The following is a 26,529-nucleotide window of genomic DNA, read 5'->3' on the forward strand; positions in this document are numbered from 1 at the left end:
CCGGGATTATTCGGCCGCAACGGCAGATTTAGCATTGAAGCGTTCGATGATCGCATCAGCGCAGTCACGACCGTCCCGGATCGCCCAGACCACCAGCGAGGCACCGCGCACGATGTCACCGATTGCATAGACTCCGTCCATTTCGGTCTCGCCGGTTTGGAACGCCGCCTTGATCGTACCCCAGCGGGTGACTGGCAGATCAGGTTGTCCGAACAGCGTCGGCAGGTCTTCAGGTTCGAATCCAAGCGCCTTGATCACAAGATCGGCGTCTTCGACATAGTCCGCGCCTTCAATCACTTCGGGGGCCTGACGACCGGATGCGTCTGGCTGTCCCAAGCGCATCTTCTGAACGATAACACCTTTGACCGTGTCTTCACCCGTGAACCCTTTGGGTGCGCTGAGCCATTCGAATATCACGCCTTCTTCTTCGGCATTCTGCGTTTCACGCTGTGACCCCGGCATGTTGGCCCGGTCCCGGCGATACAGACATTTGACAGAAGTCGCGCCCTGACGGATCGAAGTGCGCACGCAATCCATCGCAGTGTCACCGCCGCCAATCACGACGACTTTTTTGCCGTCGGCGTTCAAGCGACCGTTGTCGAATTCTTCGACCTCGTCGCCAAAGCTTTTCCGGTTCGAGGCTGTCAGGAAGTCGATCGCCTTTTCGATCCCGGCCAGACCGCTGCCCGGCATTGCCAGGTCGCGCGACTTGTAGACACCGGTCGCAATGATAACGGCATCATGCCTGGCCCGGATTTCTTCGAACTTGGCCGCATCCACGTCGCAATTCAGAACAAACTCGACCCCACCATCAGCCAACAGGTCATTGCGGCGCTGAACAACGTCTTTTTCCAGTTTGAACCCCGGAATGCCATACATCAGCAGGCCACCGGCCCGGTCATAGCGGTCGTATACCGTGACCTGGATACCAGCCTGGCGCAGCGTGTCCGCAGCGGCCAATCCACCAGGGCCTGCACCAATGATACCTACGCTTTCAGCGCGTTCGGCCGATGGAGCAACCGGCTGGACCCAGCCTTTTTCCCATGCGGTATCCGTTATGTATTTCTCGATCGAACCAATCGTGACCGTTCCATGGCCCGACTGTTCGATCACGCAGTTGCCCTCGCACAGGCGGTCCTGCGGACAGATGCGCCCGCAGATCTCAGGGAAAGTATTGGTGGCCTGACTTACCTGATAGGCTTCTTCCAGGCGTCCGGTCGCAGTCAGGCGCAACCAGTCGGGAATATTGTTGTGCAACGGGCAATGCGACTGGCAGTAAGGAACACCGCATTGGCTGCACCGACTCGCCTGCTCGGCTGCTTTTTCAGCGGCGAACTCGGAATAGATCTCGTCAAAGTCGTCCTTGCGGTCATTGGCAGCACGCTTTTCCGGCATGACGCGGTCGATCTGCACAAATTTCAGCATCGGTTGCTTGGCCACGGGTCAGACTCCATGAATTGGCTAGGTTCCGCTTCTTTACGGGATGCGCTTTTGGATGAAAAGTCAATTATATTGACCTAAATTGAAAAAATGCAGCGTGCCTTCAAGAAAAGTGGAAAATAATTGGAAGTTTTAGATCCGATTCGGACCTATATGCGCGCTTTCCTTTTTTTCATCGCCCTTATACCCATAACCCACAAAGAACACGTGGCAGCAGCACGGCAGGGCAGATGAGTTTGTTTCACCTGATTCTCGTAGCAATCATTCAGGGAATCACTGAGTTTTTGCCCATATCCTCATCTGGTCACCTGATCCTGCTGCCCAACCTGTCGGGCTTGCAAGATCAGGGACAAGCCATTGATGTCGCAGTGCATGTGGGAACCCTGGGCGCCGTGGTGCTGTATTTCTGGTCGGATGTAAAACAGGCCCTTGCCGGGTTGCCGCGCGCGTTGACCGGGCGGGGCGACACACCGCAGGCCCGGCTTGCTCTGGGCCTGATCGTTGCAACTGTTCCTACCGTGATCGCGGGCCTCATTCTGCATGCCACCGGGTTGAGCCAGGCCATGCGCTCGATCACGGTCATCGGATGGACAATGCTGGGTTTCGGTCTGCTGCTGTATTGGGTGGATCAGAGGGCTCCTGAAACCAAAGGGGCCGAAAACTGGGGAATACGCGACGCGCTCATCATGGGTCTGTGGCAGGTTCTTGCCCTGATCCCAGGCACGTCCCGTTCCGGGATAACCATAACCGGCGCGCGGCAATTGGGATATACCCGTGAAGACGGCGCGCGGATCGCGATGTTGATGTCGATCCCGACAATCCTGGCGTCGGGCACACTTCTGGCACTGGATGTGGTGCGCGACGCCGATATGCAACTGGCCCGGGATGGGGCCGTTGCAGCGCTGTTTGCCTTTCTTTCGGCCCTGCTGGCGCTCAGCCTGATGATGCGGCTTCTGCGCAGCGTCAGTTTCACACCCTACGTCATCTACCGCGTCATTCTTGGCGTGATACTTTTGATCATGGCCTACAGCTGATCAGATACGCAGGTTTTTGGCCGAGTTCTGAATGTCGTCATACTGACCCGAGGGGCGGAATTTCCACAGGTATTCCGGCAACACCGATTCCAGCGTGGTCGGCACGATCCCAAGGTCTGCAAAAGACTTTGCGCCCTCGGCGACAACATTGTCGTAACGCAGGTTCTTAAGCTGATCGCGCGTCAGAATGTTGTTGGGGAACAGCTGGAAGCTGACAAATTTAACGATATCCAGCACACCCGCCATAATCCGCGCGGCAAAGAACGGCAGGCCGATGATGACGCGGCGACGGTGAATCACTTCAAGCATCTGCTGCATCAAGGCACGAAAGGTCTTAACCTCGGGGCCACCAAGCTCGTAAATACCCGGCTCTGCCTGCCCCAGAACGCCTTTGACGGCAGCTTGCGCCACATCGTCTACGTAAACCGGCTGGAATTTTGTGTCGGCCCCGACCAGAGGCAGGAACGGTCCCATGCGGGTCATTCCGGCGAAACGGTTGAAGAACTGGTCTTCGGTGCCAAAGATCACCGAAGGACGCAGGATCACGGCGTCTGGCATATGTTTCAACACGCTCGCTTCACCATGTGCTTTGGTCCGGGAATACGCGCTGGCTGAATTCGCATCCGCACCGATGGCCGAGATATGAACCATCCGCTTGATGCCCTGCTCGGCCGCCAAACGCGCGATGCGTTCAGCTCCTTCGGCCTGCACGGTATCAAACCCGTTCTTGCCAAGTTCGTTCAGCACACCCACGCAGTTCACAACCGCATCGGCGCTCTGCATCGCCAGCGCCACCGAGGCGTCATCCCGAATATTGCACAGCACCGGTTCGACCTGACCCACGGCACCATAGGGTTTGACGAACATGGCCTCGTTCGGACGACGTACAGCCACCCGGACACGCCACCCCTCTTTCGCCATGCGCCGCGCGATGTAGCGACCGACAAATCCCGATCCGCCAAAAATCGTCACCAGTTTCGACATGAGAGGGCTCCTGCTGAGAAATTGCGCCCTAGAACTAGCGCCCGCAGGCCAGTCAAACAAGGCGCTAATTCGCCGCGACGGTGTTGAAAACCATGCGCGAAAAACACCGGCCGGGAACCGAACTCAAAAAACTTTAAAAAATCTCACCGAATCTGGTTGACGCCCCCCGCGACTAGGCTTAAACGCCCCTCCACGACACCTGCCCAGGTGGCGGAATTGGTAGACGCGCTAGCTTCAGGTGCTAGTGTCCGTATGGACGTGGAGGTTCGAGTCCTCTCCTGGGCACCATCTCTTCCGAACATAGATGGCCGTAAACGCTCAATTTCATTGAGTGTTTTACCGATTCTCGGTTATCGCCCGGAACGTGGTGGAACGCTCGATACCCGCAAAAAACACGACATGTGAGGGTTTGGTTGGGGCTTTACCCCAAAAACACGAGCTTGATGCCCCCAATGGCACTTTCCGATCTCTAGATTCGAACGGCATGGCGAAGTCCAAAGCCATTCAAATTGGCTGATGCTGGCGGCTTGTTCGCATTGGCGAAACCAAGTGGCTCAGGACTATGGGAATGGAATTATCGTCATCTGGGGATTTGTCGAACGCATGGCAACGTCCTGCCGCACCAGCAGCCGGTTTACCGGTCAGGAGGCCTGGGCGAATGCCTGCAACGCGGGACAACGCCGAAGATTGTTTTCTCGGCAATTGCTTTTGCGCACGCGTTGAACGCTGCAACCCGGGATCTGACTGCTTTGTCCGGATCGAAAACCTGTGTGAATTGCTTGGCGTTCAAATCCGTTTGAGCGTGATGACCGATTGAGCAAACCTGGATTTGTCATCTATGACCTCAACAACTTTGAAGTCCGGGGCCCAGTTCTCCTTGATATAGGAAACGGGCACGATCGCATCGCCGTAAGTCTTGTTGCCATCGGTACCTTCCATGAAGACCAGTTCGCCGCTGTCATAACGCGCGGCAAACTCGGGCACCCTGTCTGCGGACTCTGCGAGTAGCTTGTGCCAAGCGTTCGAACCTCTTCGTTTTCCAAGTTGGAAGTGACGAAGCAAACCTATTCTGTTTCCAAGTATTCTCGGGCCCAATATTTCGCGTCCGCGATTTTCAATGTATCTCAGGAACCGCCTCGGCTGGACCGTGATCACCAGTACAGCGCCGGGTTTGGTAACGCGCGCCAGCTCGTTACGCCAATGCAAATGAACATCCTCTGGCAGATGCGTGAAAACTGAATACGCCATTGCAGACGAAATCTTGCCGTCGGGCAGCGAAAACGCGCCCAATGGCGAAATTTGCATGAACTCGCCTGGCAGATCTCTTTTCCGGCACTCATCAATGATGTTGGCATTTACATCCGCCGCGAATACTGATCGACTTGGATAATCTTTAGAAAACAGGCGAATATACCGTCCCCAACCACATCCGAAATCCAAAAAGCAATCGTTCTTGCTCGGGTTTTCGCCGTGCGTTGAAAACATCTGCTTTGCGTGCACGTAAAAACCATACGCTTCTCTGATTGCACTGGAAAGCGCGCTTCCGACATATTCGACTTGAATATCATTTGGAGGAAAGTCGGGCAGAGCGCTTGCAAGCTCGCCTCCTTTGTTTTCAGCTTTAGCCAGCCATAGCTGAAGCCAATCGGCATCGGTCAGTTCGTTGAAGCTTTCATGCAAGTCTCTCATACCGGCTGCCCCGCATCTGGAATGATGCCCTTTGAATACGATACGAAATGCGCGATTACAATTGATTGAGTTTCTGGCCTTCAGTCGACGGGCCAGGTCTTGCCAAGGCTCTTGGCGCGAGCAGGTGCACGTTGAATGTCTGAGCCGAAAGATCAACCGCTTTGTGGTCAGCACGACGGTGCGGGACTTCAGTGGATAGAGTTCTGTGTTGGCCAAAAGTGGCGCCACAGCACCTCCGTCATGGGCTCGAAGCATTCATCTGACGGTTTTGGCAGGTTGATCCGGTTCGAAGAACGGTGAAACCGGACAAACCCACCTTTGCTGAGGCGTCAATGCCAACCCATCATTTGCGCGCAGATTCAGCAGCTTGGTCGCCGCTGACGGGCTGAGAAGATAAGGAACGCATCACATCTGCCGTTATCTGTCGGGTTAATTGCTCAAGCAGAACGCGCATATTGCCGGCCATGAACCCGGCCGCGTTTGACGGCCCTGTCAGCCTCCGGAAGCTTCCCGATCACCTTGTTTACATCCTTAACGCTGCAATACTCCTGCATCGAAAAGCTCATCGATAACGGTTGGCGAAACCGAACGCCGAGAATCCGGCGGACTCCAAGGCCGCACCCGGCCCAACATCCAGTATGGGTCTGCTGTATCGGTACCCTTCCTTCAGGGCATCATTGTGGTTCTGAAAAAAACGGCCCTTGGGATCAATCATCAGGTACGACTTCAGCATGTCTGCGTTGTCTTCAACGCGTATGATGTCCGTCAACGAGCGGTGCCTGTGCACAAAGGCCCGGAACTGCTCATCCGTCACCATGCCGGCCGTGGTTGTCATTGGCAGCGCCCGGAGGATCTTCCACTTGTGGGGTGACAGTCGCGCAATGACTCGAGTCAAGTCCGCCTCGTGATTCTGAGAACTCACAACCGTATTGATCTTCAGCTTCAGGTCAGGGTTGTTTGAGCGTGCCGTTGCGACGCTGTCCCTCAAAGCCTCTGGATCCAACTGCCGAGAGCGACGATCTTCGCGGCCGATCGCCTTGTTCGTGCGCATGTCAGCTGCATCCAGGCTTACTCCAAGCCAATCGAGATGCGGCGCCAGGGCAGACATGGTTTCTGAATCAAGCCTGCTGCCGTTGGTAATGATCGAAACATCAAACCCGATCTGGGCGGCCAGCTCAACGGCACGGATCAAGTCAGCGCGACACAACAATGGCTCACCCCCTGCAAAATTGAGACGGACACGCCGCCAAGTCAAAGTGTCCTTCAAAGGGTTCTTCAAATTTGCAGGATCAAAAAAAGCCCAGAGCGATCTCAGCAAATTGGCTGTGTTTTCCGGCTGGCGGATCACGTCGCGCACTGAAGGCGGTCGTTCCCACTTGGCATAGCAATACACGCACCGGTAGTTGCAAGTTTCGTTGACGTGCCAATTGATGACCATTTGGTCGATGCTGTGTTTCAGGGAAGTTTCCACGTTAGGTTCTCCATGTTCATTACATGATTCGAACCTGCCATCGGCGCGCTTCAAAATATCTGACATGAAGCGTGCAAACCAATTTTCCGGAATTGCACTACTAAATAATAACATTTATTGCCAAATATTTACGCTGATTACGGGGGTTCTCTTGGCACTTGTACCTCCACCAGAAGCCATCTTTGTCGAACTGTCCCGGTCTTTCTTTGGCTCAGTAATGGGCAAGCGCGAAAAGACGCGCCTTCTTCGGCGAGAGCTTTCGATGAAGCAGATCGAAAAAGAGAGTCGTAGAAGTTGTAGGGAGCTCTTTGTTGCTCTTGAGTTTGATGAGAGCGCGGTCCGGGATGCCGAACAAAATATCTGGGAAGTGGTAATGTTCTTTTGGCGGATCGAGCAGGAGCTTTGGGCATTCGATGCGCCGATCCAACATATTGTCTGGGAGCTTTTGATTCACCTGTACGTGCCGGGCGCTGCCCGACGGGCCGCATTCTGGATGATCGACGACCGTTCGGATGACGGTTTGCCGGACGGGCGGTTTTGGTTTTTGCCGGAACCGGATCCCGCAGACCCATCAAGGCTTCGGCTTCCGGTTCAACAGGTTCTGGATTGGGCCTTCGATCTGATCGGTCTGTCAGTTGAGGGCTACGCTGTTCGTTTGGCGGAAGATCATATCGAAAATGAAATCTGCAACCCGGACAAAGACCCCAAAGCAAAAATCGCGCGGGGCCCTTTATCGCTGGCAACAAGGCATGGCTCTTCCTGACCAAGACAGTATCACACGCACATTTCCCGACAGGTTGACTAAGTCCGGGGATACAGGATCAAACTTGGGATCCCGACTACCGTTTTCCGGATGCTGGGAATACGACACGGGCCAAGATCTGGAATACAACTACCAGTCGGCCCGGAATTTCATTCAGGCCCGGAATCTTACCATCCCACGGTTGCGTTTTGACCTGGACATTTCAGAAGACGCCCTGAGCCGCGCCTTGAATGGGCATCCGCCGGAGGACGAAAAGGCAAGATTTCCCTTTCTTGTAAGTCGGCGCTTCGCGCGGCGCAGCATGAAGACCATTCGCCAAATGTTGTTGTTCGCGCGCGCGATGCAGGACGGTTACCTGCGCCTTCTCAAACTGCTTTGCCCGGATGTTCAGCCCACATGCGCCGATCCCCGTGAAAACCGCATTCTGGAACTGACCCACATCTTCAAGCTGGTCTACAACCTGACGCTGGAAGCCCATCGCAACACGGCTGGGGAGGGAATATGGGCTCAGGACCAACATTTCGAGGCCAAACTGAAGGCTTGCGTTCCTTGGATGGTGAGTGCGCTTGCGACAATCTTGCCCTCGAATTTCCGGTATCCGGATGCAACACGCGCAGGTATCTGTGAACGCCTGAGCCGACGCTTTTCCGAGATACAAGATGGTGATCGACTACAGGATTACATCCCCGGTTCCGGGGATCGCGACGCGTTCAGAAAAATCTTTGAACGCGAAAACCAGTCATTAAAAAACGTCGTGACCGAATTTCAGGATCACCAGTGGCATTGTGAAAGACTGGATCGTCAGGCTGCCATGGAAGAAATAGAAAGGGAAACGCGCCTTTGGTTTCTGAACAATCTTGCGCAGGATGCGAACGTTCCTGACGTGATCCGGGCCGCCTCGACGAACCGACTCGCGGCAATCGCAAAGGGAACTGCGCTGGAGGGCGTTTGGTTCCGGGACGCGCTTGAAGCGACTCGTCAGAAGGGCGACAAGGCACGCGTCGACAAACTGCTGAGTGAGACGAAAGAACTTGACCCTTCGGACCGCTGGCTTCCGGTTTGGCTTCACCAAAAAGCGCGGCACCACATCAATCTCAATGAATGGAACCAGGCAAAAACATGCTTGAAGGAAGCAATCGAACTGACGCGGATACAAAGCTTCGGCCCGACACGCGGCCTTCTCTCACTTGACCTGCTTGGGCTGGAGTTGACGAAGTCAGCATACAATCAGCGAAATCACGGCGGGTTGGTAAGAGATGTGATCATGTTCGGAGTCGTGGACGTCCCGCCAACGGACAAGTGGGTGGTTGTCACGGCGGAAACCCATTTTTGGGAAGAGCTGTATCAACCCTACGCAGGGACGACGCGGCGAAAGAGGGCGCGCAATCAGCGCAGCCAGAGGCGCTGACTACGAACAAATGCACGTACCGTCAGGATCTGGGCCGAAAACCGCGAAAGACCGGCGAAGAGGCACCAACACTGTCAATGGCACCGCTGTGGCGGATCATGTGTTTTGCCCAGAAATGCCTGACGGCCCGACGCCGTCACCAACATCCTGACCCTTGGAATGCGGAGGATCAGGCCGGCTGCAAAAAAGGCGTTGCAGGGCTCAGGCCTGCTTTTGAACCTCGCCTTCGTCTGCCACCTCTGCCGACTCTGGTGTCACTTCGACCACATCATCCTCGTCCGCGGGCTCCATGACTTCTGGCTCTTCGGATTGATCTTCGAGCGCACCAACGATCAAAGGCAACATATGTACGCCGGTCGCGCTTGCGATTTCGGGTGTTCGTGGTGTCTGCCAGCTGAGCGTGTCGAAGCTGCCACAGTTCTGGCAGACCGGTCCCCATTCAGGTTGGATATCATGGCAATTGGTGCACACCCATTGCGGACCACGCGGCGCATTCAGCGCTTTGGCCAACCAGCCTTGCACAATGGCGTCCGAGGCCCCCTCGCCCCGTTCGACAGCGGCCATCAACGTATAGGCGCGCGCATCTCCCTGCGTTTCGACCACATCGCCCAGCGCACGGCGGGCTTCTGGGAAGTCTTCGGCCACGATGTTCAGTTCGGCCAATATCAGACGCGTTTCCATGTTTTCGGGGTGAATCCGGGTCAGCGCGGTGAACCGCTTGATCCGTTGATCAGGGGTTTCATCCGGCACGATGTCGGCAAAGGCATGGGCCAGATCCGGATGCGGCTGAGCCTCCCATGCTTTTTTCAGAATCTTGGTTGCGGCCCGGGGTTTGCCTTTGGCGATATACGCGCGGGCCGACATGGCAGCGGCTGGCACCAGATCAGGCGACAGGCGATTGGCTTCAATCGTGCGTTCCTGCTGTTCGACCGTCGCACCTTCGTCCAGAATTCCCTTGGCTTCGGACAAGGCCAAAACCGCGTCACGCCGTTTGAAGACATCGCGCGGCAAGTACCCGGCCTTCAACTTGGTCGTCAGAGTCGAACGTGCACCGGCCCAATCCTGCGCCTTGGTTTGCAGGTTCAGCAGCACGTCCTGCGTTTCTTCATGACGTGGTTTGATCGCCAGGGCCTTCTCGGCCAGTTTGCGGGCCGTTTCATCATCACCTTCGGCCAGCTTCTGCTTCATGATCCCGCGCACGCCAACGAAACGGGTGGCGCTGTTGGTCACCAGTTTTTTATAAGTGTCCGATGCCTTTTTCGTGTCCCCGGTCATCTCGGCGGCCTGTGCCACCAGCAGGTCGGTAAGCTCGGGCTTGTTCAGCAGTTTTTCGGCCTTGCTGGCTTTGGTCATCGCCACGCGCCCTTCGCCCGAGGCCAGCGCCAACAGACCATCAGCCAGCGCTTGGTATCCCTTTTGCTGGCGATTGCGGTCAAAATACCGAGACAGGGCCGTTTCGTCACCGTTCAGGAATTTCAGCGTTGCGATCAGCAGGCTGAGCAACTTGAAAAACAGCCAGACCGCAAAAACCAACACAGCCAGCGCGATCACTGACTGAAGCGGCCCGAGCGTGAATTCCGTGCCCGCGACGGTGATCTGAACCCCGCCACTGGTTTGCATCAGGAAGTGACCGCCCAACGCCAGCAGGCCGATAATCGCAACAAAAACGAGGATCTTAAACAGTGACCACAGCATGGCAGGTCCTTCAGTTCGAGTTCAGGCTGGAAGCCAGTGTATTCGCCGCATCGACGGCGGCGACCCGTGTTTTGGCCGCCTGTTCCCAATCGGACATTGCAGCCTGTGCCGCTTCGGGAAGTGATTTCAGTTCGCTCAAGGCTTTGGCCAGGTCTCCGTCCGCAAGCGCAGCCTGTGCCCGTGACAGGATGGCATCTGGTCCATCCCCTTCCTGTGGCGTGACCGAGCGTGCACCCGTTTGACGTTGCAGGAATGCGATCAGGCCGGTGCCCTTGTCGGCTTCACGGGCTTGGGCCAGCGCGGTTCGGGCCGTAGGCGCGAAACTATCGCGCAGAGAAGAGAGTGTTTCAACACCCTTCTCAGCCGGCCCGGACAGGGCATCCGGTACATCCACACCGCCTGCTTTCAGTTCTGCAACCAGATCGGAATAGGGTTGACCCGCATCCAGTTGCCCATGCAAGCGGGACAGAACAGCGGCATTGGCCGCAGCCTGCGCATCGGCTGTTGCTTTCGCCTCCAGCGCCTGAGCGTCGGAAACCATTTTTTCAACCTCGGCCCGTTGCGAGGCCAGCGAGTCCTGAAGCTTCTTCAGCTCAGCTTCGAAGGCGGCCATGGATTCGGGCGACACGCTGGATTCGATCGGGGTTTTCTCAAGCGTCGCAATGCGCTCTGACAATGGTCCGATCTGGCCTGACAGCGTATCCACTGTGGATTTGATCGCGCTCAGGTCACTTTCCACGGGTGTCAATTTGTCGGACAGCGCTTTGACCTGATCCGTCAAACCAGCAACATCCGGACTGTTTGCAAGCGCCTGAGACAGCTTGGCAATCTGGTCGGACTGGTCTGCCAGTTTGGATTCCAACGCTGCCAAGGTATCCGAGCTGTCCGAGCCAGTTGACAACAACCCGCCATTGCCCAGCGCAAACCCGACGGCGGCAGCGATGGCACCGCCCAGCAAAGCGGGAACAAATCCGCCACGCTTTTCAACGACACGCTCGACCACTTTTTCTTCGACCAGGGCAGTATCTTCAGTCGACGCTTCGGCTTCGGCTTCGGCTTCGGCTTCGGCTTCGGCTTCGGCTTCGGCTTCGGCTTCGGAAAGTTCTTCTTCTACGGCCTCAGTCGGGTCAACAGGTGTATCTTCCTGTTGCAGTTCGGGTTCGACGACGTCATCTGCCTTGGGGGTTTCCACCGGCTTTTCTTCGGACTTTTTCTTACCAGCCACCGCAATATTCCCCTTATCGAATCCAAATTCAGATGAATAACAGCCCCACTCAAGTTAATCGGGGACCGCGCCGCCCTCAACCCGCAACGCATGTTTCACAAGCTTTTTGACAGCCTTACGCATTTTCTTTGGTGTCGGCTTCTTTGCGATCTTCAGGCGCGCATAGTCCAATGAATAAAGGGGATCCGCCGTGGCCTGACTGATTGCGGCCAACCACAAAGGCGCGGATCCGGTCCAAATATCGGCAAAATGTCGCGCCGTTCTTGGCGAAAAAATCGGTGCGATTACCGGCGAATCCAGATCTGCCACCCGGGTCGCTTCGGATGTTAGCGGCAACAGCAATTGCTGGTAGACTGGCAGTTCCCCCACGGTCAGGCCGGATTCGGTCAGTCGACCGGCAACATTGCCGCGCGTGTTCTCACCCCTCAAATGCAACAACGGGCTTTTGGGCCTCCGCTTAAGCAGATGTCCCACCAGTTCTTCCGCCGTGACCCCGACCATTTCGGCCTGCCAGCCGCAACCCTTCGCTGTGTTGGTCGTAGTCGGTCCGACGCAGAAAGCGGGCAGGTTGCGGTCCACACCTTTCAGGGCTGCCGCATTCACCGCATTGGCCGACGTGAAAATCAGTCCCTGCACACCCTCGGTCTCAACCTCGACCGGCAACGGCCGGATTTCCATGATCGGAGAATAGATGACCTGAACCCGGGATTTGGTGCGGGTCGGCAGCTGCGCGACGAACCGTTCAGAGGCGGCGCGCGGGCGGGTCATCAACAAATACAACGTGCGGCCCCTTGGCCCTTCAGGATTGTTTGCATCCGCGCAGGGTGATACCCCGCCGTTAGATCATGATGCAACGGATCAGGGTGATGGTGCAAACACTTACCGTACTGGGATTGGAAAGCAGCTGCGACGATACCGCCGCGGCCATCGTGCGCCAAACGACGGGCGCCAAGGCCGAAATCCTGTCATCCGTGGTGCATGGCCAAACCGAACTGCACAGTCCTTTTGGTGGCGTCGTGCCCGAGATCGCGGCCCGGGCGCATGCGGAAAAGCTGGATGTCTGCGTTCTGCAAGCACTGGACACCGCTGGTCTTTCCCTGAAAGACGTGGACGCCGTTGCGGTCACCGCCGGGCCGGGTCTGATCGGAGGGGTCATGTCGGGCGTCATGTGCGCCAAGGGGATCAGCGCGGCAACCGGTCTGCCTCTGTTGGGTGTCAATCACCTTGCCGGTCATGCGCTGACACCGCGACTGACGGACAACATTGCCTTCCCCTACCTGATGCTTCTGGTGTCGGGCGGCCACTGCCAATTCCTGATCGCCTACGGGCCCGAACATTTTACCCGCCTTGGCGGCACCATCGACGATGCGCCCGGTGAAGCCTTTGACAAAACCGCCCGCCTGCTGGGCCTGCCGCAACCTGGTGGCCCTTCCGTCGAAGCCGAGGCGCGCGCCGGTGATCCCAAACGATTCCGGTTTCCAAGGCCGCTTCTGGACCGGCCCGGTTGCGATCTGTCCTTTTCGGGATTGAAAACGGCTTTGATGCGGATGCGCGACCAGATCGTGAACGAAAAGGGTGGTTTGACGCGCCAGGACCGCGCAGATCTGTGCGCCGGATTCCAGCAGGCTATTGTGGACACATTGGCCGAAAAGACCCGGCGTGCGATTGATTTGTATCTGGAAACCTCTCCGTCTGAACCCGTGATTGCCGTTGCCGGAGGGGTTGCCGCGAACTCGGCCATTCGGTCCGCATTAGAGTCTGTTTGTGCTGAAAAAAATACCCAATTTACCGCCCCCCCGTTGGCGTTGTGCACGGACAATGCGGCGATGATTGCCTATGCTGGCCTGGAACGCTTTCGTGCCGACGCGCGGGATGGGCTGGACCTGACCGCCCGCCCTCGCTGGCCTCTGGATCAGCACAGCCCGGCCATGCTGGGCGGTGGCAAGAAAGGGGCCAAGGCATGAGCGTATCCGTCCTGGGTTCCGGTGCGTTTGGCACTGCTCTGGCTATCTCGCTGGCAGGCAACGGGCCAGTGACACTGTGGTCAAGAAACGCCGATCGGGCGCAGCAGATGCGCGAGACGCGCGAAAATGCAACCCGACTGCCCAACATAACCTTGCCCGGGGACATCAATGTGACTGGGGATATCGCCGAGGCGCTCAGGGCTGACACGCTTTTGTTGGCTGTGCCAATGCAGAAATTGCGCAGCGCTTTGCAAGATCACGCCCCGGCCCTGCGCGGCAAGACTCTGGTGGCCTGCTGCAAGGGAATTGAACTGACCTCGGGGCTTGGACCTGTCGCGGTCATCAAAGAGGGCGTGCCGGATGCCAGCGTCGCGCTTCTGACCGGGCCCAGTTTTGCAGATGACATTGCACATGGCCTGCCCACCGCTCTGACGCTGGCTTGCGAGGATACGGAACTTGGCAAGGCGCTTCAGACCGAACTGACAACGGCGAACCTGCGCCTTTACCGCACCACAGACACGATCGGCGCCGAACTTGGCGGCGCGCTGAAGAATGTCATGGCCATTGGCTGCGGCGCCGCCATCGGCGCAGGTCTGGGAGACAGCGCCCGGGCGGCCTTGATGACCCGCGGGTTTGCCGAGATGCAGCGCTTTGCCGCGATGCGCGGCGCGCGCCCAGACACCCTGATGGGTTTGTCCGGGTTGGGGGATCTTGTGCTGACCTGCTCTTCCGAACTGTCCCGAAACTATCGTTTTGGCCTGAGTTTGGGTCTGAATCAGCCCTTTGACAGCCAAATGACGGTCGAAGGCGTCGCCACTGCCCGTGCCATGTCGGACATTGCCGCCAGGGAGGGGCTGGATATGCCCATCAGCGCCACGGTGGCGGACCTGAGCCATGGCGCCTACAGTGTCACCGAGGCCATTCAAAACCTGCTAAATCGACCCCTCAAGGAGGAATAACATGCTGATCGCCCTCATCGCTCGTGACAAACCAGACGCGTTGCAAACCCGATTGGACAACCGCTCGGCCCACCTGGCCTATATCGAAGAAACCGGGGTGGTGTCACAGGCCGGACCGTTGCTGAACGGTGACGCCATGATCGGTTCATTGATAATCCTCGATGTGGAGGACCTGGCCGCAGCACAATCATGGGCCGACGGCGACCCTTACGCAAAGGCAGGATTGTTCCAATCGGTTGAGCTGATCCCGTGGAAAAAGGTGATCGGTTGATGGCCTATTGGTTGTTCAAGTCAGAACCGTCGACCTGGAGTTGGGATCAGCAAGTCGCAAAGGGCGACGCGGGCGAGGAATGGGACGGAGTGCGCAATTATCAGGCGCGCAATTTCATGCGTCAGATGAAAGTTGGGGACCGGGGGTTCTTCTACCATTCGCAAAAGGACAAGTCCGTTGTTGGCATTGTCGAAGTCTGTGCCGAGGCCCATCCCGACAGCACCACCGATGATGAACGGTGGGAGTGTGTCGACATCAAAGCCGTGCGGCCCTTTTCCAAACCCGTAACGCTGGACCAGATCAAGGCGGACGAGCGTCTGGCCAACATGGTGCTGGTGAAGAATTCTCGCTTGTCGGTGCAACCCGTGACCGAGGATGACTGGCGGGTGATTTGCATGCTGGGTGAAACCCAGCCTGATTGAACGGGAAAATGGCGCCGGGCGCAGAACTTCTCAAACCCCTGGCAAGATGCTATCTTTCCTTGGGCTTTGCCGGGTGAGAACATGTCGGTCGCGTTTTTCCGCGATTGAAATTGCTTGGTGGTGTTCGAATAAAGATCGGTCTTTCTTGAAAGCAAAAACCCATGTCTGACGACGAAGGCGGCAATGGGATATTCGAAGACGCCGTTGCTGCGAAGAATTCAAAAAACTGGGAAGCGCGCCTGAAAGAGGCGCGTGAAAAGCGTGCCAGAGTGCTCAGCGGGGCGCAGGGTGAAGCGCAGGAAAAACCCGCCCTGAAACTTTCCGAGACAGAGCACCTGCCCCGGCCAGACGAAACCAAAATCGAAGAGATCGTATCAGACCGGGTCCGTTCTTTGCATTTGGAAGAAACAAAAACCAAGAAAAAACCCTTGGTTAGAGCAGGTATTGTTCTGGCCGCCTTGGTTTGCGGCGCGTTCCTGCAATGGGCGGTCACACATATTGCCGGAACTTGGCGCTCTACCGGTGGAACGCCCCCAGTCAGCTTGGATGCGGCGACGGAAACTCTTCCTGAAATCGAGGAGCTGCTTTCAGACAGAGCGCCCACCGTCAGAATCGCTGAGTCACCGACCACACGAGACACACAAGCAGCCGAGAACCCCGCCGATTCAGCGTCTTCCGAAGTCGCGCCCGTTTCCACCCCCGCAACCATCGAAGAGGCCGAGGGTGCGATCACAGGCGCATCTCTCGACCAGAGCGTCTCGGTTGAGGCGCTCGTGACGCCACCCGTTCCTGCCGAAGGCATTTCGGCTGCGGATGACCAAGACAGGGTGGAACCAAGACCCCCAACCCCAGAAGCGGAACCGGTCGTGTCTTTGTCCCCGCCAGCCATATTCATTCCGCCACAGCTCGAACCCATCTTGGCCACCGCTTCTTCTGCGGATATTCAAACCCTGTTTCCAGCTTCTGCCGAACCTCCGTGGCGCCACACCAACCGGTCGAACAAAGACAGCTTTTCGCAGACGTCCTTGATGGTTTTGGACCCTGTCCAGCAAGAGATCACTTTTTCTGCAGCCCCGTCTTATGCAGAGGTTAAACCGCTTTCGCCCGCACAATCCCCCATTGATCTGGAAGTCTCGCTTTTTGTTCCCTTGAGAGTGTCACAAGACGCCAGCAGCCGGGCTTTGGAACTGCTTACACAGGGCCGCGCGACGGTTGTGTCAACAGACCGCGTGGGTTTTCGGGTCAGAGAAACACAGGTTCGTTTCTACCATCCAAGCGACGCTGAAAACGCGGCGCTGGCAGCTGATGCTCTTGGCGGAATATTGAGGGACTTCACGAATTCGGGCAGCAAGACCCGTCCGGGGCGGATAGAAGTCTACTTGGCAGGCAGCGGTGGCGCGTCATCCAGGAATTCGGACCCAAGGCCCACGGCATTCGACAATTTCATTGCGCGTATTCTTGGCGAACTCAGATAAGAAACGAGGGAAGGCTCTGACGATACAGAACCTTCCCTACCCCCGCGTGCTCCCTACTCACCACACGCGTATGGAAATATCTGGTTCTGACCGTCCTGGTCACAGGTTGAACTTAGCGCAACCGCACCCTTGGTTTCAAATGCCAAGTCTTTAAATTGAAACTCAAATTAAGTACGCCCGCCAGAATCTCGGCGGGCGCTTGGCAGAATCGACCGGGTCAGCTGTAAACGGATTCTTTTCCGAAATGCTTGGTCAAAATATAATAGACAACGGCACGGTACTTGTTGCGCTCGGACATGCCATAGGTTTCCATGGCTTTGTTGATCCCTTCCATCAGCTCGGGGCCATCTGCCAGACCCAGCTTTTTGATCAGGAAGTTGTTCTTGACGGTTTCCAGTTCCGAGTCCTGGCTGGCCGCGACAGTTGCCGCATCTGCGTCATAGATCGCCGGACCACAACCGATGGTGACCTTGGTCAGCAGGTCCATATCGGGGTCCATCCCGCATTTGGTTTTCAGGTCTTCTGCGTATTTGGCGATCAGCTCGTCGCGCTTGCCCATATCCTAGTCTCCTTGATCCGTTTACCCGGCACCTTTTACCGATGATCGAAAGACTAGCCGCGTCGCAGGCTTTTCCAAAAGGAAAAAAATTTGCGATTTCTCCCCCTTGGTCGCAGCCTGCACGTTTCTTGCTGAAAAGCCTAGCGGCAATAGCCCCACCCCGGGCCTTGCAAGTGGAAATGATCCGCGTGCAAACGATTGAAATCGGGTCCAAGAACCACGCGAAACCAACCGCAGGCCCCGCGCCAGATCCGTCGAAAAAAGGCGCCTTCCGGTCCGGAGCCCTGCCAGTTTGACAACAAGGTCAGCGTCCGACCGTCATCGGTATCCACACCGACGATATCTATCGAATCCGCGCGGGCATGGCTGCTCCACCCACCGTTTTCACCCTGCGCGGTGCGCATGGGGCGGCAATTGTAACTGCCGATGTGGCGCAATCGGGAAACGTTGGACCCAAGCAGATCGCGTGCGGCGGGCTGCACGACGTGGTATTCCCACATGGTCAGGCGCAAAGCCGTGGCGCAACTGGTTTCAACATCCTCGATCCCTGATGTCACCAATTTGGTCAGACGACCCCGACCAGCGATGCCGCAATTCTGATCGACAACCAGGTCCGCCATCGCCTCAAACCGAACACCTGCGTCTTCCAGAGCGGCCCGGCACTGTGCTTCGCTCGCCAATGCGCGGTTCAGCTGGAGCTTGGTGACGGGTGTGATCGGGGCGGTTACCTTCAGATCACGCAACGGGTTCCAATGTGACGGTATCGGCGTTTCGAGATGCGCCAACACCCACCAGACACCACCGCCCAAAAGGATCACAACAACCGCCAGCCTGAAAAAGAAAGACGCCGCCAGGTACAAATACCGGCGGCGCCCAGATTTCTGCGTCATACCCAGACTGCGATCAGTAGCGGTAGTGTTCCGGCTTGTACGGACCTTCCGGTTTGACACCGATGTAAGCGGCCTGATCCGCATCCATCTGCGTCAGCTTCACGCCGATGCGATCCAGATGCAGGCGGGCCACTTTCTCATCCAGATGCTTGGGCAGGATGTAGACCTTGTTCTCGTACTGGTCACCCTTGGTGAACAGCTCGATCTGGGCCAGAACTTGGTTGGTGAACGAGGCCGACATCACGAAGGACGGGTGCCCGGTGGCGTTGCCCAGGTTCAGCAGACGGCCTTCGGACAACAGGATGATGCGGTTGCCCGAGGGCATCTCGATCATGTCCACCTGTTCCTTGATGTTGGTCCATTTGTGGTTTTTCAGGCTGGCCACCTGAATTTCGTTGTCGAAGTGGCCGATGTTGCCGACGATGGCCATGTCCTTCATCTCGCGCATATGCTCGATGCGGATCACGTCTTTGTTGCCGGTGGTTGTGATGAAGATATCCGCGGTGGCAACTTCGTCTTCCAGCAGGGTCACTTCGAACCCGTCCATCGCGGCTTGCAGGGCGCAGATCGGGTCGACTTCGGTGACTTTCACACGGGCACCAGCACCGCGCAACGACGCGGCCGAGCCTTTGCCCACATCACCGTAACCGCAGACCACTGCAACCTTGCCGGCCATCATCGTGTCGGTGGCGCGGCGGATACCGTCGACCAGCGATTCCTTGCAGCCGTATTTGTTGTCGAATTTCGACTTGGTGACGCTGTCATTCACGTTGATCGCCGGGAACGGCAGATGCCCTTCCTTGACCAGCTGATACAGGCGGTTCACACCAGTGGTGGTTTCCTCGGAAACACCCTTGATCTGATCCCGCATCTTTGTGAACCAGCCCGGGCTTGCCGCCATACGCTTGGCGATCTGCTTCTTGATCACCTCTTCCTCTTCCGAACCCGGAACAGGGATGATGTCCTCACCCGCTTCGGCACGGGCACCCAGCAGGATGTACAGTGTCGCGTCGCCGCCATCATCCAGGATCATGTTCGGGCCTTCCTCGAACAGGAAGGATTTGTCCAGATAATCCCAGTGCTCTTCCAGTGTCTGGCCCTTGACGGCGAAGACGGGAATACCCGCCTCGGCAATCGCGGCGGCGGCGTGGTCCTGGGTCGAGAAGATGTTGCACGACGCCCAGCGCACATCCGCACCCAGCGCCACCAGCGTTTCTATCAGAACGCCCGTCTGGATGGTCATGTGCAACGACCCGACGATACGCGCCCCTTTCAACGGCTTGCTGTCGCCGTATTCCGCGCGCAGGGACATCAGGCCCGGCATCTCGGTTTCGGCTATGTCCAGCTCTTTGCGGCCAAAGCCAGCCAATGAAATGTCTTTAACGATATAGTCCCCGGCCATCAGGTGCTCCATTTTCCGGTAAATCACAGTCCCGGCTGCCCCTAGCATTCCTTGGGGCAGGTGGCAACTTTGAAGACTGTGATCGGAAACGATATGGCCAATATCAGCTTGGTGTGCCTTCAATTTCGATCTTTGGTATCGCTTCAAAAAAATCGGTGCCAACGGCAACAATACAGCTGATACCGTTCGCATTGGTTACCAAAACGGTATAACTTCCCGTTTCTTTCGAGGTCCAAACCTCCATCACCGATTGCGCGCCGCGTGTTTTTTGCAGGCCGCCAAAGGCCAATTCCTCGGCATAATTCTCCTGCAATCTGGATATGATGTGATCCCGTGCCGCACAATTCTGGGCAAAGGCAGGCGGCGCGGTGGCGGCCATTCCGAAGGTCAGTGCGATTGCGAATAAACGTTTGAACATAGGGTGCTCCTTTCGATACGTGTTTCAGTTCGAGAGGGGCACACTGGGAGGAGAATGCACCCCCCTCAGTCTTTAATGTCGGGATCATACCGCGCCGTTTCAAAGCACGAACGCTCAAGAAAATGTTGGCAGCGTGTGATCCAGACAGGTACATCATACCATAAAAACGCGAATTGAACGTGTCCAACTTCACAAGGCATGGCAGAATGGCAACACAACCCAGAGCGTGGCAAAGGATGCTGTCGGGTCGCAGGCTGGACCTGCTGGACCCGACACCGGTGGATATCGAGATTGAAGACATCGCACACGGCCTTGCCTTTGTCGCTCGTTGGAACGGTCAGACAAACGGCGATTTCGCTTATTCCGTGGCCGAACATTCCCTGCTGGTTGAAGAGATTTTTGGCCGTATTGCCCCAAAAACACCCATGAAATGGCGTTTGGCGGCCCTGTTACATGACGCGCCCGAATATGTGATCGGCGATATGATCTCGCCCGTGAAATCCGCCGTCGGCCCAGATTATGGCGCGTTGGACGACCGGCTGGCGGCAGCAATCCATATACGGTTTGGACTTCCGGCTGAGGTGCCGAAAACGGTGAAACGCCAGATCAAGAAGGCCGACAAGATCAGCGCCTGGATGGAGGCGACACAGATTGCCGGGTTTTCCGAGGCCGAAGCCACGAAATTCTTTGGTCGCCCGGACAGGGGGATCATGGCGGGTTTACAGATCAGGCTGCGCCCCCCGGTCGAGGTGCGGCACGCCTTTACGGAGCGGCACGCAGAATTGATCGCTCAGATCTGAGAGGCGCTTTCCGAATGCGGTGAGTGGTACGGGGAAACTGGTGGAAGAATGATGAAAACAAAGACCGGAACCCGAGTTTTGCTTGTCGTCAACGTCGTGCTGACTTTTGGTCTTGCGGCGGCGTTGGTCGAAACCGGGTATGTCTCGAAGGCGCTCAGAAAAATCTCGGGCACATATGTCCCGGTCACGGAAACCGATCACTACAAGCTCATGGTCTGGCTGCACGAGCGGCCGATTTCTCAGGCGCTCACCTCACCGGATATTCAGATCGCTTTCATCGGCGATTCCATAATCGAAGGGTGGTTGACCAGCAACGTCCTGCCCAACGCGCTGAACCTTGGGATCAGCCGCGACACCACCCCGGGCCTGATCGCAAGAGCAAAACCGGAACTGATTGCCCATGTCCCGACATGGTATCTGGGAATCGGGGTCAATGACGCTCTGACGGCCACACCGCCAGAGAAGATTGCAGGCTATGTCGCACAGTTGAAGGCCCTGTTCATACCTGCTGACAGGTTGATCTGGCGTGCTGTGTTGCCCGTCACCGGTGCTAACTGGACCGCGGAACAAGAGGCGTTTCGAACGGCCTTCAATTCGGCTGCACAACAGGCCTGTCAGGATATGGCGAACTGCACGTTTCTGACCCCGCCGGACGGGTTCGCCGAAAAAACCGCCGACTGGACATCGGACGGGTTGCATCCCAACGCAACCGGATATCGTCAGCTGGCGCGGCAGCTCTGCGCAGAAATCTCCTGCTCACCCTGAAGCTACTGAATGGGCACGGTCAGCACCGCTGCCCGCAGACCTGTCTGAAACTTGGGCAGGGTTTGTGTTCGCCCTGTTTCAGCCAAAGACGTAGAAGCACAGTTTGTTGCCATCCGGGTCACGCACATAGGCACCATAGAACCTGTCGGGGACGCGTTGACCAGGTTCGCCTTCGTCCACCGCACCCAGGCTGATTGCCTTGTCATACAGTTCCTTGACCTCATCCTTGGAGTCGGCTGCAAAGGCGACCATGTTGCCATTTCCGGCGGCGCAGACATTGCCGTCATAGGGCTCGCACACCGCCAGCATCGGCGCGTCGGGTTTGTTGCCGATGAACGCGATCCGGCCTGCGTCTATAACCACTTTCGCGCCCTTGTCCGCGAAAAGCTTGGTATAGAAGTCCTTGGCGCGCGCCATGTCCGAAACGCCAACGGTTACATATCCGATCATAAAGTGGTCCTGTTCTGACAAAAGATTCCAGATGTGCCGAACAGTCCTCGACAGGGTCCAAGGTTACAAGTCACTAAACCGTCATCGAGCGGCCGGCAGACCTAACGCGGGCTGCGTTTCGCCAGTATCCGCTGCAACGTCCGCCGATGCATATTCAACCGTCGCGCGGTTTCGGAGACATTCCGGTCACACAGCTCATAGACGCGCTGGATATGTTCCCAGCGCACACGGTCCGCGCTCATGGGGTTTTCCGGCGGCGGGGGCATCTCGTCACCCTTTGCCAGCAATGCGTTCGTGATGTCGGTGGCATCCGCAGGCTTTGACAAATAGTCGGTCGCGCCGATCTTGACTGCCGCGACGGCGGTCGCGATCGCACCATATCCGGTCAGAACAACAACTCGGCTGTCGGGGCGTTTTTCCCGCAATACCTCGACAACGTCCAATCCGTTGCCATCCTCCAACCGCAGATCGACGACGGCATAAGCCGGGGGCCGGGCGGTGGATATCGCGCGCCCTGCCGCGACGGATCCTGCTGTCTCAACCTCGAAGCCACGCTTTTCCATGGCCTTGGCCAAACGTCTCAGAAACGGCTCGTCATCATCAACCAAAAGCAGGGATTTGTCAGGGCCGATGTCAAGCTGAGAAGTGTCTGCCATATGTTAGGTCTTTCGCTATTTCATGCCTTTGGCTCGAACATGAGTAATAGCAGCGCGGGAACAAAGGTCAAACAACCTTGTTACGACGCGGCCTGTTCCAGGAAGCATGCAACCTTGTCCGCCATCTGTTCGGCCGTGTCTTCGCGCTTGAAGAACTCCAGAAATCCATTTTCGGGTGTAACCAGATACGTAAAGGTGGAATGGTCAACCAGATAGAATTCGTCGCCTTTGTCATGCGCTTTGTAATAGGTCTTGTAGGCCTTGCTGGCCGCCTTGACCTGTTCGGGCGAGCCGGTCAGGGCGATCGTCTTGCCCCCGAGATTGAAAGCATAGTCGGCCATGACTTCGGGCGTATCGCGATCCGGGTCAATTGAGATGAACAAAGGTGTCACCGACAGCCCGCGTTCAGCCAGAATATCGACAGCCTCGGCGTTGCGGGACATGTCGAACGGGCAAACGTCCGGGCAGAACGTGTATCCGAAGTAAACCAGCGTCGGTTCGGTAATCACATCTTTGTCCGTAACCGTCTCGCCTTTACCGTTCACCAGTTCAAATGGTCCACCAATTGCGGCGGCACCCCCGGCGATCTGGCTGGACCGACATTGTGCGAACTTGTCATCGGACCCGCCACCCCGTGTCAGAATCCACATGGCCCCAAGTCCGATAGCCAGAACAAGAGTTGCGAGAATTGCGAGAAGGCGGGTCATTTCGATTATCCGGTCTCAGGGGGTTGTTGATCGTTCCGGCCGGGACACCTATCAAGATGACCAGCCGATGCAACAGGACATAAGCGACCGATGGCAGAATCCAATCAGACTTTTTGGCGCGGCCAGGAACGCAGCAGCTGGATTCGCCTGCGAACCCTGATCCTTTTGCGATGGGTGGCCATCATCGGCCAGCTCACCGCAATCACGGTGGCCCAGCGATATTATGACGTGCAGCTGGAACTGGGCCTGTGCTACCTGGCCATCGGAATCTCGGTCATGGGCAACCTGACCGCCATTTTGCTGTTTCCGCAAAACAAGCGCCTGACCGAGTTTGAAAACTTCCTGATGGTTCTGTTCGACCTGCTGCAATTGTCAATTCTGCTGTACTTGACTGGCGGGCTGAACAATCCGTTTGCGCTGCTTCTGCTGGGCCCGGTCACGATTTCAGCCAATGTCATGAGCACACGATCAACCCTGATTGTCGGCGCCGTCGCAATCGTTCTGACAACTGTGCTGGCGGAATTTCACCTTCCGTTGCGGACAAGTCTAGGGCTTGTTCTGGATATCCCCGATATCCTTCTGTTTGGAAACTGGGCCGCGATCATCATCGCCATCGTCTTCATCGGCGCCTATTCCCACCGCGTCAGTTCCGAAGTCCAATCCATGTCCGAAGCGCTGGCCGCCACGCATATGGCGCTGGCGCGCGAACAGAAGCTGACCGATCTGGGGGGCGTCGTTGCCGCTGCCGCGCATGAACTGGGCACGCCTCTGGCGACGATAAAACTGACCAGCGCGGAACTGATCGAAGAACTGGACGACCGCCCGGACCTGAAAGATGACGCCGCTTTGATCCGCGAGCAGGCAGACCGTTGCCGTGACATTCTGCGCGACATGGGGCGGGCGGGCAAAGATGATCTGCACCTGCGGCAGGCACCGCTTTCGACAGTGGTGAACGAAGCGGCCGAACCACATGTCGGTCGCGGCAAAGAGGTTCATTTCTCTGAAGGCCCCGCGCAGGACGGGGATGTTCAGCAGCCCTCGATCCTGCGCAAACCCGAGATCATTCACGGTTTGCGCAACCTGATTCAGAATGCCGTGGATTTCGCCCGCGCAAATGTCTGGGTCGAGGCCGAATGGACCGACAGCAGGATCACCGTCAGCATCATGGATGACGGGCGGGGATATCCGCCCCACATGATCGGACGCATCGGCGATCCGTTTATGCGCCGAAGACGGGCAGAATCCGATCAGAGAGCACGCCCGGAATACGAAGGGATGGGCCTGGGATTGTTCATCGCCAAAACCCTGCTGGAACGCAGCGGCGCCGAACTGGAATTCGCCAATGGTTCGGACCCCTACCAGCATCTGACCGACAATCCTGAACGGCGCGGGGCAATCGTCAAGGTGACCTGGCCACGCAAACTGATCGATGCACAGAAGGGTGACACCCCGGTCCCGTCGGGATCCAACACGCGCATCCAGGTGTGAATTAAGAGACCGTTAACCAATCCCACGCATAGTCTGTCCTTGTATCGTTCAGGCTTGGGGAATTTGATGGCCGATTGGATTATTCTGGCCGCGATCAGTCTTGTTTCGTGCTGTTTCGCCGTTCTGTGGCTGTTGCCACGCCGGGCTCAGCGCGACAAGGCTTTTGGTTTGTTTTCGAACACCTCGCTGTTTGATGCCGTATTCCTGTTCGATGGCAACCAACTGATCAGCCATTCTGATTTCGCACTGGCCGGGTTTGAGCATATTGAAAACTGGCTGGACCTGCGGCGCTTGTTGCAAAGGGATTTCCCCACCTTTCCCGAAACTTCCGACAAAGTGCGCGATCAGGGCAAAATCTTGGTATCGGCCATTGACTGCACGATTGAACGAGAAGTCGTGTGTGAGTGGATCGACGGTATCGTCCGCGTTCGACTTTGCGAATGCGCCAGGACCTCCTCGGCCGGATCGGTTACCCCAGGCGAACCGACTCGTCTGGCAATGGATCTGGCCCCTTACCCTGTATGGTTGGCGGATAACGACAATCGGGTGCAATGGTGCAATGCCGCCTATGTCGCACTTGTTCAAAAGGCGCGTGATCAGGACGCCGATCTGACTGCGCCGCTTTTTGAATGCCCGGAGGATGCCACAAGACCTACCGGAAAAACCCGCGTGTCGGTGGATGTTGCAGATACTGATCGCAAGCTTTGGTTCGATTTGACTCGGATCGAACACGAGAACGGTCATCTATGCTATGCCGTTGACGTCAACGCGATTGTCGAGGCGGAAACCGCCCAGCGCAAATTCGTGCAGACCATGACCAAGACCTTTGCCCAATTGTCCATTGGTCTCGCCATTTTTGACCGCAATCGGCAACTGGCCCTGTTCAACCCGGCCCTGATCGATCTGACCACGTTGCCGCCCGATTTCCTCAGTTGCCGCCCCAGCCTGAGCAGTTTCTTCGACCGCTTGCGGGATCAACACATGATGCCCGAACCGAAGAATTACCGCAGCTGGCGGCGTCAGATGAACGACCTTCTCGAAGCGGCTGAAGATGGAAACTACCACGAGACGTGGTCGCTGCCATCCGGATCGGTCTATTCCGTCAGCGGCCGCCCTCACCCGGACGGCGCAGTGGCGTTTCTATTCGAGGATATCACCGCCGAAATCACCCTGACGCGGCGCTTTCGATCAGAAATGGATCTGATGCAGTCCATCCTGGACAAACTGGCGGACGCGATTGCCGTCTTTGCAGATGACGGTACGCTGGCCTTCACCAACTATGCGTATCAAAAGCTGTGGGGAGACGCGCACGAGGTCGGGTTCCAAAGCGAAACGGTCACCGATGTCACGCGACGCTGGCAAGACCTTTGTATTGCGACGCCGGTTTTGGGTGAGGTGCGGGATTTTGTCGAAATGCGGGAAAACCGCGCCGAATGGACAGCTGAAATCCAGATGAGAACCGGCATAACCGTGGATTGCACCGTCACACCGGTTCATAACGGCGCGACAATCGTGCGGTTTACGCAATCCGAATTTCCCTCGAAATCCACCGCGATGGAACAGATCAGCGCCTGAACCGGGTTGCAGCCGGTCA

The 26,529-nt window shown here is 56.9% G+C and carries 26 protein-coding genes and 1 tRNA gene; 13 read left to right on the top strand and 14 right to left on the bottom strand.

What is annotated here, in order from left to right; all coding sequences use genetic code 11:
- Positions 1-6: 6 nt before the first annotated feature.
- Positions 7-1,440, bottom strand: coding sequence for an NAD(P)-dependent oxidoreductase (locus tag GS605_RS10615; RefSeq protein ID WP_171723969.1), 1,434 nt, complete (start codon positions 1,438-1,440; stop codon positions 7-9).
- A gap of 230 nt (positions 1,441-1,670) precedes the next feature.
- Here GS605_RS10615 and GS605_RS10620 point away from each other — a divergent pair, with 230 nt between their 5' ends.
- Positions 1,671-2,474, top strand: coding sequence for an undecaprenyl-diphosphate phosphatase (locus GS605_RS10620; RefSeq protein ID WP_171723970.1), 804 nt, complete (start codon positions 1,671-1,673; stop codon positions 2,472-2,474).
- Here the strand turns inward: GS605_RS10620 and GS605_RS10625 are convergent, their stop codons facing one another.
- Complete coding sequence (locus GS605_RS10625; RefSeq protein WP_171635274.1) at positions 2,475-3,458, bottom strand: complex I NDUFA9 subunit family protein; 984 nt, start codon at positions 3,456-3,458, stop codon at positions 2,475-2,477.
- Between the two features lie 201 nt (positions 3,459-3,659).
- Here GS605_RS10625 and GS605_RS10630 point away from each other — a divergent pair.
- A tRNA-Leu gene (locus GS605_RS10630) sits at positions 3,660-3,746 on the top strand.
- A gap of 498 nt (positions 3,747-4,244) precedes the next feature.
- Here GS605_RS10630 and GS605_RS10635 read toward each other — a convergent pair.
- Both GS605_RS10635 and GS605_RS10640 read right to left on the bottom strand, forming a co-directional pair.
- The gene (locus tag GS605_RS10635; RefSeq protein WP_171723971.1) at positions 4,245-5,147 is read right to left on the bottom strand and encodes a class I SAM-dependent methyltransferase; all 903 of its coding nucleotides are present in this window, start codon (positions 5,145-5,147) and stop codon (positions 4,245-4,247) included.
- A gap of 562 nt (positions 5,148-5,709) precedes the next feature.
- Positions 5,710-6,684, bottom strand: a complete 975-nt coding sequence (locus GS605_RS10640; protein ID WP_171723972.1) for a viperin family antiviral radical SAM protein — start codon at positions 6,682-6,684, stop codon at positions 5,710-5,712.
- On the opposite strand from GS605_RS10640, the gene GS605_RS10645 reads away from it, so the two are divergent.
- On the top strand, positions 6,683-7,381 hold the full coding sequence (locus GS605_RS10645) for a hypothetical protein (protein WP_171723973.1): 699 nt from the start codon (positions 6,683-6,685) through the stop codon (positions 7,379-7,381). The two genes, GS605_RS10640 and GS605_RS10645, sit on opposite strands and share 2 nt — an antisense overlap.
- A 64-nt stretch (positions 7,382-7,445) precedes the next feature.
- Positions 7,446-8,789 (top strand): hypothetical protein, encoded by a 1,344-nt coding sequence (locus GS605_RS10650; protein WP_171723974.1) that lies wholly within the window; start codon positions 7,446-7,448, stop codon positions 8,787-8,789.
- A gap of 201 nt (positions 8,790-8,990) precedes the next feature.
- Here GS605_RS10650 and GS605_RS10655 read toward each other — a convergent pair whose 3' ends face one another.
- From GS605_RS10655 to GS605_RS10665, 3 genes are read right to left on the bottom strand one after another with little or no spacing between them, the layout of a single operon-like run.
- A complete protein-coding gene (locus GS605_RS10655) occupies positions 8,991-10,484 on the bottom strand; it encodes a heme biosynthesis protein HemY (RefSeq protein ID WP_171723975.1) in 1,494 nt (497 codons plus the stop codon).
- A 10-nt stretch (positions 10,485-10,494) separates the two neighbouring features.
- Entirely contained in the window at positions 10,495-11,709 is a 1,215-nt protein-coding gene (locus GS605_RS10660) for a COG4223 family protein (protein ID WP_171723976.1), read from the bottom strand.
- 54 nt (positions 11,710-11,763) lie between these two features.
- The gene (locus tag GS605_RS10665) at positions 11,764-12,489 is read right to left on the bottom strand and encodes a uroporphyrinogen-III synthase (RefSeq protein WP_253283288.1); all 726 of its coding nucleotides are present in this window, start codon (positions 12,487-12,489) and stop codon (positions 11,764-11,766) included.
- An 86-nt stretch (positions 12,490-12,575) separates the two neighbouring features.
- On the opposite strand from GS605_RS10665, the gene tsaD reads away from it, so the two are divergent.
- The 5 genes from tsaD (at position 12,576) to GS605_RS10690 (ending at position 16,800) form a co-directional block, all read left to right on the top strand.
- The gene (gene tsaD, locus GS605_RS10670) at positions 12,576-13,673 is read left to right on the top strand and encodes a tRNA (adenosine(37)-N6)-threonylcarbamoyltransferase complex transferase subunit TsaD (protein ID WP_171723977.1); all 1,098 of its coding nucleotides are present in this window, start codon (positions 12,576-12,578) and stop codon (positions 13,671-13,673) included.
- Positions 13,670-14,632, top strand: a complete 963-nt coding sequence (locus GS605_RS10675) for an NAD(P)H-dependent glycerol-3-phosphate dehydrogenase (RefSeq protein WP_171723978.1) — start codon at positions 13,670-13,672, stop codon at positions 14,630-14,632. Before tsaD ends, GS605_RS10675 begins: the two co-directional genes overlap by 4 nt.
- Before the next feature lies 1 nt (position 14,633).
- A complete protein-coding gene (locus GS605_RS10680) occupies positions 14,634-14,903 on the top strand; it encodes a YciI family protein (RefSeq protein ID WP_171116638.1) in 270 nt (89 codons plus the stop codon).
- Positions 14,903-15,325: an EVE domain-containing protein gene (locus GS605_RS10685; protein ID WP_171723979.1), complete on the top strand. Its 423-nt coding sequence runs from the start codon at positions 14,903-14,905 to the stop codon at positions 15,323-15,325. The genes GS605_RS10680 and GS605_RS10685 overlap by 1 nt, the downstream gene beginning before the upstream one ends.
- A 161-nt stretch (positions 15,326-15,486) precedes the next feature.
- Positions 15,487-16,800, top strand: a complete 1,314-nt coding sequence (locus GS605_RS10690) for a hypothetical protein (protein ID WP_171723980.1) — start codon at positions 15,487-15,489, stop codon at positions 16,798-16,800.
- Between the two features lie 217 nt (positions 16,801-17,017).
- On the opposite strand, the gene GS605_RS10695 is transcribed toward GS605_RS10690, so the two are convergent.
- The 4 genes from GS605_RS10695 to GS605_RS10710 form a co-directional block, all read right to left on the bottom strand.
- A complete protein-coding gene (locus GS605_RS10695; RefSeq protein ID WP_171171577.1) occupies positions 17,018-17,359 on the bottom strand; it encodes a DUF2853 family protein in 342 nt (113 codons plus the stop codon).
- Positions 17,360-17,499: 140 nt separating this feature from the next.
- Entirely contained in the window at positions 17,500-18,249 is a 750-nt protein-coding gene (locus GS605_RS10700; RefSeq protein ID WP_171723981.1) for an extensin family protein, read from the bottom strand.
- A 13-nt stretch (positions 18,250-18,262) separates the two neighbouring features.
- Positions 18,263-19,651 carry an adenosylhomocysteinase gene (gene ahcY, locus GS605_RS10705; RefSeq protein ID WP_171116646.1) on the bottom strand — a complete coding sequence of 463 codons (1,389 nt, stop codon included), beginning with the start codon at positions 19,649-19,651 and terminating at the stop codon, positions 18,263-18,265.
- 103 nt (positions 19,652-19,754) lie between these two features.
- Positions 19,755-20,069, bottom strand: coding sequence for a hypothetical protein (locus tag GS605_RS10710; protein WP_171635301.1), 315 nt, complete (start codon positions 20,067-20,069; stop codon positions 19,755-19,757).
- A gap of 206 nt (positions 20,070-20,275) precedes the next feature.
- Between GS605_RS10710 and GS605_RS10715 the strand changes: the two genes are divergently transcribed.
- The gene (locus GS605_RS10715) at positions 20,276-20,869 is read left to right on the top strand and encodes an HD domain-containing protein (RefSeq protein ID WP_171723982.1); all 594 of its coding nucleotides are present in this window, start codon (positions 20,276-20,278) and stop codon (positions 20,867-20,869) included.
- Between the two features lie 48 nt (positions 20,870-20,917).
- On the top strand, positions 20,918-21,634 hold the full coding sequence (locus GS605_RS10720) for a GDSL-type esterase/lipase family protein (RefSeq protein ID WP_171723983.1): 717 nt from the start codon (positions 20,918-20,920) through the stop codon (positions 21,632-21,634).
- Positions 21,635-21,712: 78 nt separating this feature from the next.
- On the opposite strand, the gene GS605_RS10725 is transcribed toward GS605_RS10720, so the two are convergent.
- The 3 genes from GS605_RS10725 to GS605_RS10735 all read right to left on the bottom strand — a co-directional run bounded on the left by GS605_RS10725 (position 21,713) and on the right by GS605_RS10735 (position 23,447).
- Positions 21,713-22,084, bottom strand: a complete 372-nt coding sequence (locus GS605_RS10725) for a VOC family protein (protein ID WP_171635307.1) — start codon at positions 22,082-22,084, stop codon at positions 21,713-21,715.
- 101 nt (positions 22,085-22,185) lie between these two features.
- Positions 22,186-22,740 (bottom strand): ActR/PrrA/RegA family redox response regulator transcription factor, encoded by a 555-nt coding sequence (locus tag GS605_RS10730; RefSeq protein ID WP_152459641.1) that lies wholly within the window; start codon positions 22,738-22,740, stop codon positions 22,186-22,188.
- Positions 22,741-22,820: 80 nt separating this feature from the next.
- Complete coding sequence (locus tag GS605_RS10735; RefSeq protein WP_171723984.1) at positions 22,821-23,447, bottom strand: SCO family protein; 627 nt, start codon at positions 23,445-23,447, stop codon at positions 22,821-22,823.
- Positions 23,448-23,537: 90 nt separating this feature from the next.
- Between GS605_RS10735 and regB the strand changes: the two genes are divergently transcribed.
- Together regB and GS605_RS10745 are read left to right on the top strand one after the other, a co-directional pair.
- Complete coding sequence (regB, locus tag GS605_RS10740) at positions 23,538-24,935, top strand: sensor histidine kinase RegB (protein ID WP_171635312.1); 1,398 nt, start codon at positions 23,538-23,540, stop codon at positions 24,933-24,935.
- A gap of 66 nt (positions 24,936-25,001) precedes the next feature.
- Positions 25,002-26,510: a PAS-domain containing protein gene (locus GS605_RS10745; RefSeq protein ID WP_171723985.1), complete on the top strand. Its 1,509-nt coding sequence runs from the start codon at positions 25,002-25,004 to the stop codon at positions 26,508-26,510.
- Positions 26,511-26,529 lie beyond the last annotated feature (19 nt).

It is taken from the genome of Ruegeria sp. HKCCD7559, assembly GCF_013110575.1.
In the GTDB taxonomy this organism is placed as follows: domain Bacteria; phylum Pseudomonadota; class Alphaproteobacteria; order Rhodobacterales; family Rhodobacteraceae; genus Ruegeria.